The sequence below is a fragment of the Nisaea sp. genome (assembly GCF_040217065.1).
Taxonomy (GTDB): Bacteria; Pseudomonadota; Alphaproteobacteria; order Thalassobaculales; family Thalassobaculaceae; genus Nisaea.
In genome coordinates this window covers 61,417-72,319 of the sequence record NZ_JAVJNX010000005.1, presented here as the reverse complement: position 1 = coordinate 72,319, position 10,903 = coordinate 61,417, and the positions used below count along the sequence as shown (strand labels likewise).

Genomic DNA, 10,903 nt, shown 5'->3' with positions numbered 1-10,903 from the left:
CCGGTGTCCACCGGCTTGTTTGGGGGTCAGTTTGTCATGCAGGCTGTCCGCCGCCGGGCGGGTATCTGAATCACGTCACCGGAGTATTTGCGCCAGCAGGATTGGCATCAAAGATCATGCACCCAGGCCTCGTGCCGCCGATCCACGCCCCGCGTCTTCAGTCCTTCGGCAACCAGCAGCCGGTGACCCGCTGCGCGCACGTCCCCCGGCGTTACTCCGTATCGGGCCCGGAAGGCCCGCACGAATGCCGCGTCACTGGCATAGCTCGCTTCCATCGCAACGTCATAGATCGAGAGATGTGCGCTGGCCTTGTCGGTAAGCATGATGAGTGCACGCCGAAGCCGGCGCTCCCGGATATACTTGGTGACGCCGCCCAGCTGCTCGAAGAGTTCGTAGAGCTTGGTACGCGACAGCCCGACCTTGCCGGTGATCCAGTCCACGGTCAGTTCCGGGTTTCCGAGGTTGGCTTCGATGAGGCGCCGGACAATGGTCATTCGGGCCATGGACGCCCCGGAACTCTGCCGTGGATCGTCCGGTGATATGACGGCATTCAGGCAGGCCGCCGCCAGGCCGATCGTCGCCGGCGAGATCTCGACGGCCTGGCGCGCGGTCATCTGGGAAGAGAGCGATTTAAGCGACACCATGTGATCGCGCAGGAGATGCACCATCGGCTCTTCGGCGGTCAGCACCCTGAGATGTTGATTCCCGCGATCCTTCAATTGCTCATCAAGCATGGTACGGGGAATGAAGAGAGAGAGATTGGAGAAGTTGTTTGTCCGGGTGACGACCTGCTCCGCCAGGTCGAAAATAACCAGCCCGTGTTTCGGAAAGGACCGGGTGCCTTCCTGTGTCTCCCAGAGCATGTCGCCATGCTCGTACACCTGGATCATGTAGTGATCCATGCCGTCCTTCGCCATGAGTGCGGGAGTCCGGCTCCATCTCTGTTCGAGCGTCTGGGTCCGCGCCAGCATGATGGAACCGAACAGATTCGCGTCGATCGAGGCCTCGAACGGCCCCTGCCGGATATCGCGTTCAGCTTCGACCTCGAAAATGCAGGAAATGCTGTCGCGCCAGAGGTCGTAGCGCTCTTTTTCGGGAACACCATCCAGCGTGAAACGCGCATGGGGCAGCGGATCAGCGTTCGGAGATTCGGCATTCGCGGGCAATCCGCTCTCTTCTTGCCCCGACGGCGCATCACCTTTCGTCACATCGGTCATTCGCAATCCAAATCATGCAACGCAGGGCGGCAAGAGTGCGCCGAAAGAACATTCGAGTTGCGTAGGGACTTCAAAATGAGAAGCGCAATGCGACTGTCTTCTCGGCCCCGCAGCGGACTCCAGTTTCTTTGATGCTCTATGTATGCGGGAGATGCAAGGGATGCCCTGCATACCTTACGGAGCAACAATTGCTGCCTGGCCGCCGCTGCAGCGGGACAAAGCTCCCTGTCTTATCCTGTTGATCCAACCGGGCGCATAAGGAATCCCTTGCCGGATCCTGGAACCTTCAGCGGCTTCCATTTAGCTTCCAGACGCAAAGATGGCCTTAGCGAGCCGTACGCTAAGGCCTTGATATATATTTTGTTTCGAAGGCACAATTTGGTCTATGGCCTACGGTTTTGAATTAGGCACTCGATTAATCTCTTCTAATCGAACGCTTCCCGCTCCGGAGAGGCCGACCGTCAAATACATAGCCGGCTTTGCGCGGTCACCGTTCCAGAATCAGCGTCGCATCCGTATCTGCCGCAGACACAGTCCAAAAGATGTGCCTTATCGCGCACAACCTTTCGGCATCAGTCGCGCCAGGAAACCGAGCCCTACTGGGCCGTGATCGACGATGGCAGTCATGCCCCGTCAGCATATTGTTTCGGGAGAAACGAGCGTGATCGCCGCACGGTGCGAGCGCCGGTCGAAGGTGCCGCCTGACCCGCCGGGTGGCAAGCCAGCAGGCGTTGCTACATCACGGCACCGATCTGCCACGGCACGAACTCGAAATCGCCAAGCCCCTGCGCTTCGGACTTCGACATCTCGCCCGACGCCATCCGGAGCCACATTTCATAGATCTCCCGGCCAACCTCCTCGACAGAGGCGTCGCCGGTGAGAATACGCCCGGCATTCACGTCCATGTCCTCCTCCATGCGGCCATACATTTCCGAGTTCGTCGCCACCTTCATGGAGGGGGACGGCTTATAGCCGGCGGTCGAACCACGGCCGGTGGTGAAGCAGACAAGGTTGCAGCCGGACGCGATCTGCCCGGTCACCGACGCCGGGTCGTAGCCCGGGCTGTCCATGAAGGTGAAGCCCTTGCTCGTGATCGGTTCGGCGTAGCGGTACACGCCGCGCAATGGCGTCGTCCCGCCCTTTGCGGCGGCGCCGAGGCTCTTTTCCAGGATCGTCGTCAGGCCACCCTTCTTGTTTCCGGGGGAGGGGTTGTTGTCCATCGATCCCCGATTGCGTTCCGCATAATCCTCCCACCAGCGAATCAGATCGAGCAGGGATTCGCCAACCCTGCGGTCGGACGCCCGGGCGGTCAGAAGATGCTCCGCGCCGTATATCTCCGGCGTTTCCGCGAGGACACCCGTGCCGCCCTGCGCCACCAGGAGGTCGCAGGCATGCCCGACTGCCGGATTTGCCGTGATGCCGGACCAGGCGTCGGACCCGCCGCATTGCAGGGCAACCATGAGTTCCGAGGCAGGGCATTCCTCGCGCCGCGCCTTGTTGACCAGCGGCAGCATTTCCTCGATCGTGGCGATGCCTGCCTCCACGGTCTTGCGCAGGCCGCCCCTGTCCTGGATATTCATTGGCCGAAAGGTCGGACCCGGTTTCAGGCCATGGGCTTCGATCAGCCAGTCGATCTGCATCATCTCGCAGCCAAGGCCGGCCATCAATACGCCGCCGACATTCGGGTTACGCGCATAGCCCCAGAGCACCCGCTGCAAGGCCTCAAAGCCGGTTCCGTCACCCCCCATGGCACACCCGGTGCCATGCACGAAGGCCACGATACCATCGACATTCGGATAAGCGGCCAGCCGTTCCGGCGTGAAATGCGTTGCCATCATGCGCGCCGCGGTGGCCGAGCAATTCACGCTGGTCAGGATGGCGATGTAGTTGCGCGTACCGGTTTGGCCGGTGTCGCGGCGGTACCCCATGAACGTGTCGCACCGCTCCGGTTGCGGCACCGGCCGCAGGTTGGTCGCGAATTCATAGCCCTGATCGACGGAGCGGAATTCCAGATTATGCATGTGCACATGGTCGCCGGGCGAAATGTCGGTCGCCGCATAGCCGATCACTTGCGCATATTTTCTGACCGGCTCCCCTGTCGGAATTCTCACAGTGGCGACCTTGTGCCCCGCCGGCACCAGTCCATTTACGGCGACGCTCTCGATTCTTGATCCCGACTCCAGCGCCCTTGTGGCGGTGACGACGTTGTCGGACTCGTCCAGTCGGACATGGGCCTGCATGGGTCTCTCCTTGGATGCGGCTGCGGGAGCGGCTGATGCGCGATCTGTAGATAGCACCGAACCGATTCGATAAAAATGGTATTTTGGTATTCCAATATACCAAACATGATGGTACTGAATCGTCATCTTTCAACCTGGCGGAAACAAGCCGGTGAATTACGAACTGAGATACAAGGGAGCCGAAACAGTCGAGGTTTGCCTCGCCGGTGCCGGTGGATTCGGCAGGAGCCTCCTGGCGCAAAGCGCAGCCATACCCCTGCTGTCGGTACGACTCGTGGTGGAGCGGGACCCCGAGATCGCGGTCGCCGCTCTTCGCAGCCTCGGTTATCCCGAGAATTCCATCGCCGTCTGCCGCGACAGTGCGGAGGCAGACGCCGCCTGGAAGAGCGGAGCAACCATTGTCAGCGACGACCTGGCGACGGTGATCGATCTGCCGTTCTCGGTTCTGGTCGAGGCCACCGGGCATCCCGAGGCCGGCGCGCGCCATGCGCGCCTCGCGGTGGAGCGGGACCGTCACGTTGCCGTCGTCTCCAAAGAAGTCGACAGCGTGGTCGGCCCGGGTCTCGCGCTGATGGCACGGGAACGCGGCCGCGTCTCGACCCCGGTCGACGGTGACCAGCCCAGCCTGCTCATCAGCCTCATCAGCTGGGCTCGCATTCTCGGTCTCGAAATCCTCGCCGCCGGCAAATCGAGCGAGTACGACTTCGTCTTCGACCCGAAGACCGGCCGGGTGACCTGCAATGGCGTCGAGACCGCGGTCCCGGAACTCGCCGGCACGCTCGACGGCGACACAACAGATCTGCCGACGAGAGTCGGCGCCCGCGCGCGCGCCCTGTCAATGTACAACCAGCGCGCGGTTCCGGACCTTTGCGAGCTGAGCGTGGTGGCCAATGCGACGGGCCTCATGCCAGATCGTGCCGACCTGCATGCGCCGGTCGCCCGCATCCAGGAAGTGCCCGCGCTGTTTCGCCCGGAGGCCGAGGGCGGCCTCTTCAGCAGGAAGGGCGTGCTGGACGTGTTCCACTGCCTGCGCCTGCCGACCGAACTCAGTCTCGCCGGCGGAGTCTTCGTCATTGTCCGCTGCGGCGATTCCGAAACCTGGACGATGCTCGGCGAGAAAGGACACATCCTCTCGCCCGACGGTCGGACCGCCATGCTTGCGACCCCGCGTCATCTTCTCGGCGTCGAGGCGGTCACGACGCTGCTCGACGCCGCGATCCTGAATGAGACGAATGGCGGCGCCGAACCGGCGCACCAGGTCGACCTGGTGGCGGTCGCGACGGCCAATCTGCCGGCGGGAACCGTGCTCTCCATGGGGGGCCATCACCACACGATCGAGAACGTCGCAGCGCGAATGCTGCCCGCCCGTGCGCTGAATGACGACGCCCCGGCGCCGTTTTATCTGGCCGCGAACCAGACACTCACGCGCACCGTTCCAGCCGGAGAAACCATCAGGATGGGCGATCTCAAGATCGCCGAGGGCAGCGACCTGCTCGCGCTGAGACGGTGGCAGGACGAAAGATTTTTCGGATCAAACCAGAATGGGGTCCGGGAATAGACGAACCAGAATCCAACATCCAAGGGAGGAACCATAAAATGAAGACCATTCTTAAAATGACGGCAGCCGCACTTGTCGTGCTGACCGCCGCGCCAGTCATCGCCGACGATTATCCAAGCAAGACCATCGAGGTCATCACCCATGCCGGCGCGGGCGGCGGGACGGATGTGACCACGCGGATGATGATGCTCCGTGGCCGTCGTGTGCTCGGCCAGGACATGGTCGTCGTCAACAAGCGCGGCGGTGCCGGCGTCGTCGCGATGAACTATTTCCAGAGCAACATTGATAATGACCACCTGCTGATGACCTTCACCAGCGGTCACGCGATCCAGATGGCCGCCGGAAAGACCGGCCTCAAGCTCGAGGACATGCGTCCGATCGCGCGCGGGACGGACGATCCCCAGATCTTCATGACCCGCTGCGACAGCGCGTACAATTCGCCGGAGAAGCTGCTCGAGGCCATGAAAGGCACGGCGGTCAAGTTCGGCACCGCCAATCTCGGCGATATCGACCAGATCTCCACCTATGTCTTCGCCAAGGAAGGCGGCCTGATCCAGCCGAACATCGTTCCCTTCTCCGGTGGTGGCGAGGTTGCCACCCAGCTTGTCGCGGGATCCGTCGATGTTGGCGTCCTCAACCTCGCGGAAGCCGCATCTCAGATCGATGCAGGCGACATCTGCCCGCAGATCATCCTTTCCGAAAACCCGATGAGCACGATCCCGAATGCGAAGACGTCGCATGCGCTCGGTGTCCCGGTCAGCTTCTCGACCATCCGCGGCTTTGTCGCGCCGGCCACCATCTCGGATGAGCAGGCGGCCATCCTCGAGGAGAAACTCCTCAAGGCCATGCGGCACTCCGCCTACCAGGCCTTCCTGAACTCGGTCGGTCTCGATGCAAGCTCGGTCGTCGGCGCTGACGCCTGGGGCAAGCAGATGTCGGACATGGTGAAAGCCATGGGACCGGCCCTCGAAGAACTAGGCATGAAATAAGTGAAACCTCCGACGATGTCCGAGACCTCACAAATCCCAGGCGGACCGTCGGAAGCGACGGCCGATCCGTTACCGGATCGGCCGTCGCCCGAGGGCGCGCGCCGACCTGCTCTGGCAGACAAGATCCTGCCCGTCGGCATCTTCGTCTTCGCCGCCGGCGTGACCGGGATCGCGCTGACCTTCGATAAGGCCCTTCCCGCCTTCGTCGGCTCCGGAATGCAGCCGCGCGCCTTCCCGATCTTTCTCATGATCGTGATCGCGATCCTGAACCTGTTTCTGACCCGCGAAACCTTTCGGACCCCACCCGAACCCCGCGCCCCGCTCGAGCCCATGACTTGGATCACGATCGCCCTGATGGCCATGTTTGCGATCGTCAGCACCCTGGCGGACATGATGCTGGCCCTCGGGATAACCATCTTCGCGAAATGCATGCTCTGGGGCGAGCGCCGTGTCTGGGTCGCCCTGCTTCTGGCCGTGCTGACTCCCGTAACGATCCTTCTGTTCTTCGACCTCGTGCTGGAAGTGCGCTTTCCGCGCGGCTGGCTGACCAACCACTATTACGGCTGAGGAGACCCGGGCGATGCTTGACGCTGTTGCAGCGATGGGAGCGGTCTTCCTTGACCCCTACCTGATCTTCCTCGTGATCGTTACCACGGTCGTCGGCGTGATCATCGGCGCGCTACCCGGCCTCGGGGCCACGACCGGCGCCGCCCTCCTGCTGTCCTTTACGCTGACGATGGAGCCGGTTCACGCGATCACCGTTCTGACCACAATCTATGTCTCGGCGACTTTCGCCGGCTCGATCACCGCCATCCTCATCAACGCACCGGGCACCTCGTCTTCGGCGGTCACCTGCATTGACGGCTATCCCCTGGCGCAGCGCGGGGAAGCAGGCCGGGCGCTCGGCGTTGCGGTGGTGTCCTCGACGATCGGCGGCATTTTCTCCGTCATCGCGCTCGCCATTGCCGCCCCGCTCATGGCCAGCGTCGCCTACGAATTCCGCCCGCCGGAATATTTCGCCCTCACGCTGTTCGGGCTGTCGATGCTCGCCACGATTTCCGATGGCGGCGCGGTGAAGAACCTGATCGGCGGTGTCTTCGGTGTTTGGCTCGCCACCATCGGGGCCGACCAGTCGACTTCGATCGAGCGCTTCATTTTCGGCAATTACGAACTCTATGAAGGACTCGATTTCATCTCCGTCATGATCGGACTTTTTGCCATGTCCGAGCTTCTCGTGCAGGCGGGCAATCTGAAGAACATATCTGTCGGTGTGCGGATGAACGCAATCAAGCTCCCCACTCGCGAGGATTACCGTAAGATCTGGCGCACCATTCTGCGGTCCTGCGGCATCGGAACCTTCGTCGGCATCCTGCCTGCAGAGGGTGCCACCGTCGCCTCGATGATAGGCTATTCGGAAGCACGCCGCTGGTCGAAGACCCCCGAAGAGTTCGGAAAAGGGTCCATCGAAGGGATTGCCGGCGCCGAGGCTGCCAACAACGCGGCCACCGGCGGCGCCATGGTACCGACCATGGTGCTGGGCATTCCCGGCTCGGGAACGGCCGCAGTGATCCTGGTCGGGCTTCTGGTGCATGGTCTGCGTCCAGGTCCCTATCTCTTCACCGAACAGGTCGATACGGTCTATGGCATTTTCGGCGCCATGCTTATGGCCAACATCGCCTTTCTCGTGATCGGCCTGTTCTTCGCCAAGCAGTTCGCCCGCGTATCGCTGATCCCCATCCCCATCCTCTGGCCGATTGTCTTCGCGCTTTCAATCATCGGCGCCTATGCGCTGAACCAGTCGATGATGGATGTATGGCTCGTCATGATCTTCGGGGTGATCGGCTTCTTCATGCGGCGCTTCGGATTTGCCGTCGCCCCCGTGGCCATCGGCCTGATTCTCGGACATATGGTCGAGACCAATCTGCAGAACTCTCTCAAGATGTTCGACGGACAATGGTGGCTGATCTTTACCCAGCCGCTCGCGCTGCTCTTCATCATCCTTTCCATTCTCAGCCTGTGCGGCCCGGGGATCATGGCGCGCCTCAAGCGCCGCCCCGCCTGAGAGACGATATTCGCAAGGAGTAAAAGATGACCAAGATCAAATCCGTTCGCACCCGGGTCTGGACCTGGACGGGGCCAACGGTACCCCCGTCCGGCAATTTCTGCACCAACGCTTCGGATGCGCTCTGGGTCAAGGGCGATGCCATGGCGTCCTTCCGGTTCCACCAATGGCTGACCTGCGAGGTCGAGGCAGAGGACGGCACCATCGGCATTGGCAATGCGGCGCTCGCCCCGACCATCGTCAAGAAGGCTATCGACGACTGGTACGCCCCGCTGGTGGTCGGCGAGGATCCATTCGACTACGCCTATATCTGGGAAAAGATGTACCGCCGCTCTCATGCCTGGGGGCGCAAGGGCATCGGCATGACCGCGATCTCCGCCATCGACATCGCGATCTGGGACCTGATGGGAAAGCTCGTTGGCAAACCGGTCTTCAAGCTCCTCGGCGGCCGCACCAAGGAAAAGATCCCGGTCTATTATTCCAAGCTCTATGCCGGCCCCGTGGCGCAGATGCAGAAGGAAGCCGAAGAGGCGATGAAGAACGGCTACAAGGCCTACAAGTCGCGTTTCGGATACGGTCCGAAAGACGGCATGCCGGGGATCCGGGAGAATCTGAAACGGGTCGAGGCCGTCCGCGAGGTGATCGGTTACGACAATGATCTCATGCTCGAATGCTACATGGGGTGGAACCTCGACTATGCGAAACGGATGCTGCCGAAGCTCGAGAAATTCGAGCCGCGCTGGCTGGAGGAACCGGTGATAGCCGACGATGTCGCCGGCTATGCGGAACTGAACGCGATGGGCATCGTGCCGATTTCCGGCGGCGAGCACGAATTCTCCGTGATCGGCTGTGCCGACCTCGTCAACCGAAAGGCGGTCAGCGTGCTGCAGTACGACACCAACCGTGTCGGCGGCATTACCGCCGCACAGAAAATCAACGCGATCGCCGAGGCGGCGCAGATCCCGGTGATTCCGCATGCCGGTCAGGCGCACAACTACCATCTGACCATGGCCAACGTGAACTGCCCGATCTCCGAGTATTTCCCCGTCCACGACGTCGAAGTCGGCAACGAGCTCTTCTATTACATCTTCGACGGCGATCCGGAGGCAACAGACGGATTCCTGCAGCTCGACGACGACACACCGGGACTCGGCATCGAGATCACCGACCGGCACCTCGAACATTTCGAGATCATCGAATGACCCGTTATTCCGGAATCTGGCCTGTCGCGCCGACGCCGTTCAACGAGGATGGATCGGTCGACTATGACGGCATGAATCGCGTGATCGATTGCATGGTGGACCAGGGCAATGACGGGATCTGCATCCTTGCCAATTTCTCCGAGCAGTTCCTGATCTCGGACGAGGAGCGGCGCGCCCTCACCGAGCGCGCGCTCGCGCACATGGCCGGGCGCCTGCCGGTCATCGTGACAATCAGCCATTATGCAACCGATATCGCCATTGCCCGCGCCAGGCACGCAAGGACCCATGGTGCGAGCATGGTCATGATGATGCCGCCCTATCACGGCGCCCTGCTGAAAGGCACACCGGAACAGACCTTCGAGCAATTCGCACGGGTTGGCGATGTCGGCCTGCCGGTCATGGTGCAGGATGCCCCGCTCTCCGGCGTCGAGCTTTCCGTGCCCCTGCTGGTAAGGATGGCGCGCGAGATCGAGATGGTGAAACTGTTCAAGATCGAATGCCCTCAGGCCGCCGCTAAACTGCGCGCCCTGATCGCCGAGGGCGGTGACGCCGTAGAGGGACCGTTCGACGGCGAGGAAGCGATCACCCTTCTGGCCGATCTCGACGCCGGGGCGACCGGCACCATGACGTCGGCGATGATCCCCGACCGGATCAAGCCGGTGCTCGAGAAGCACCGGGCCGGTGATCTGGACGGCGCGATCGAGGCCTACGGAAGAGTCGCGCTCGCGATCAATCACGAGAACCGTCAATGCGGCTTCCGCTCGGCCAAGGCTGCCATGATGGAGGGCGGGGTGATCCGGTCCGACACTTGCCGCCATCCAATTCCGCCGCTACATCCTGAAACCCGCGAGTTGTTGCTGAGATTGATCCGGCCGCTCGATCCGGTGGTTCTCTCATGGGGAAGGTAGACCGATGGAGAAACCTGCGAAGCTGACCGAACTCGATGATAGCGCTCTCGCCCTGGAGCGTCCTCGTGCGACTCTGGTCGAGATCGTTGCTGACAAGCTGCGCGAGTTCATCCTGATCGAGAAACTCCCGCCAGGCGCCCCGATTTCCGAAAGGGACGTGGCCGCCGCGCTCGGGATCAGCCGCACTCCCATGCGCGGCGCGCTGGCGCTCCTGGAGCGCGACGGACTGGTCGAATATTCCGTCACGCGACGCCCCCGGGTGGCGGATCCCTCCCTGGAGGACATCGCGGACAGCCTCGCGGTCATGGGTGCGCTCGAAGCCCTCGCCGGGGAGCTGGCCTGCCAGAACGCGAGCGACGAGGAAATCCGCCAGATCGTCATGCTTCAACAGAAGATGGCCGAGGGATCCGGGACCCTCGAGCCGATCGAGTTTTTCCGCACCGACATGAAAATGCACGGCGCGATCGTGCAGGCCAGCGGCAACAATGCGCTGATAGATACCCACTCGAAATACAATGCCCGCCTTTGGCGCGCCCGCTTCGTGTCCTCACGGCGCAGCGCCGGGCGCGAGCAGACCCTGGCGGAGCACACGGCGATCGCCGAAGCCCTGACCAAGCGCGACGCAGTTGCGACCGCCCATGCGCTCCGCACCCACCTCGTATCGGCTGTCACCAACATCTCTGTCGCTCTTGAGGAGCGCCAGAACAAAGCCCCCAAGGAGTAGACC

At 62.1% G+C, this 10,903-nt stretch carries 9 protein-coding genes; 7 read left to right on the top strand and 2 right to left on the bottom strand.

Annotated elements, in window-relative coordinates; genetic code table 11:
- Positions 1 to 107: 107 nt before the first annotated feature.
- Together RH950_RS05065 and RH950_RS05060 are read right to left on the bottom strand one after the other, a co-directional pair.
- Positions 108 to 1,217: a helix-turn-helix transcriptional regulator gene (locus RH950_RS05065; RefSeq protein ID WP_350054349.1), complete on the bottom strand. Its 1,110-nt coding sequence runs from the start codon at positions 1,215 to 1,217 to the stop codon at positions 108 to 110.
- Between the two features lie 734 nt (positions 1,218 to 1,951).
- A complete protein-coding gene (locus RH950_RS05060) occupies positions 1,952 to 3,457 on the bottom strand; it encodes a UxaA family hydrolase (protein WP_350054347.1) in 1,506 nt (501 codons plus the stop codon).
- A gap of 151 nt (positions 3,458 to 3,608) precedes the next feature.
- Here RH950_RS05060 and RH950_RS05055 point away from each other — a divergent pair, with 151 nt between their 5' ends.
- From RH950_RS05055 to RH950_RS05025, 7 genes are read left to right on the top strand one after another with little or no spacing between them, the layout of a single operon-like run.
- Positions 3,609 to 5,015, top strand: a complete 1,407-nt coding sequence (locus tag RH950_RS05055; protein WP_350054345.1) for an NAD(P)H-dependent oxidoreductase — start codon at positions 3,609 to 3,611, stop codon at positions 5,013 to 5,015.
- 38 nt (positions 5,016 to 5,053) lie between these two features.
- On the top strand, positions 5,054 to 6,004 hold the full coding sequence (locus RH950_RS05050) for a Bug family tripartite tricarboxylate transporter substrate binding protein (RefSeq protein WP_350054343.1): 951 nt from the start codon (positions 5,054 to 5,056) through the stop codon (positions 6,002 to 6,004).
- A gap of 15 nt (positions 6,005 to 6,019) precedes the next feature.
- On the top strand, positions 6,020 to 6,571 hold the full coding sequence (locus RH950_RS05045) for a tripartite tricarboxylate transporter TctB family protein (RefSeq protein ID WP_350054341.1): 552 nt from the start codon (positions 6,020 to 6,022) through the stop codon (positions 6,569 to 6,571).
- Positions 6,572 to 6,584: 13 nt separating this feature from the next.
- Positions 6,585 to 8,066, top strand: a complete 1,482-nt coding sequence (locus RH950_RS05040; RefSeq protein ID WP_350054339.1) for a tripartite tricarboxylate transporter permease — start codon at positions 6,585 to 6,587, stop codon at positions 8,064 to 8,066.
- Positions 8,067 to 8,092: 26 nt separating this feature from the next.
- On the top strand, positions 8,093 to 9,268 hold the full coding sequence (locus RH950_RS05035; protein WP_350054337.1) for an L-rhamnonate dehydratase: 1,176 nt from the start codon (positions 8,093 to 8,095) through the stop codon (positions 9,266 to 9,268).
- Entirely contained in the window at positions 9,265 to 10,176 is a 912-nt protein-coding gene (locus tag RH950_RS05030; RefSeq protein ID WP_350054336.1) for a dihydrodipicolinate synthase family protein, read from the top strand. Before RH950_RS05035 ends, RH950_RS05030 begins: the two co-directional genes overlap by 4 nt.
- A 4-nt stretch (positions 10,177 to 10,180) precedes the next feature.
- Positions 10,181 to 10,900 carry a GntR family transcriptional regulator gene (locus tag RH950_RS05025; RefSeq protein WP_350054334.1) on the top strand — a complete coding sequence of 240 codons (720 nt, stop codon included), beginning with the start codon at positions 10,181 to 10,183 and terminating at the stop codon, positions 10,898 to 10,900.
- The last annotated feature ends 3 nt before the right edge of the window (positions 10,901 to 10,903 follow it).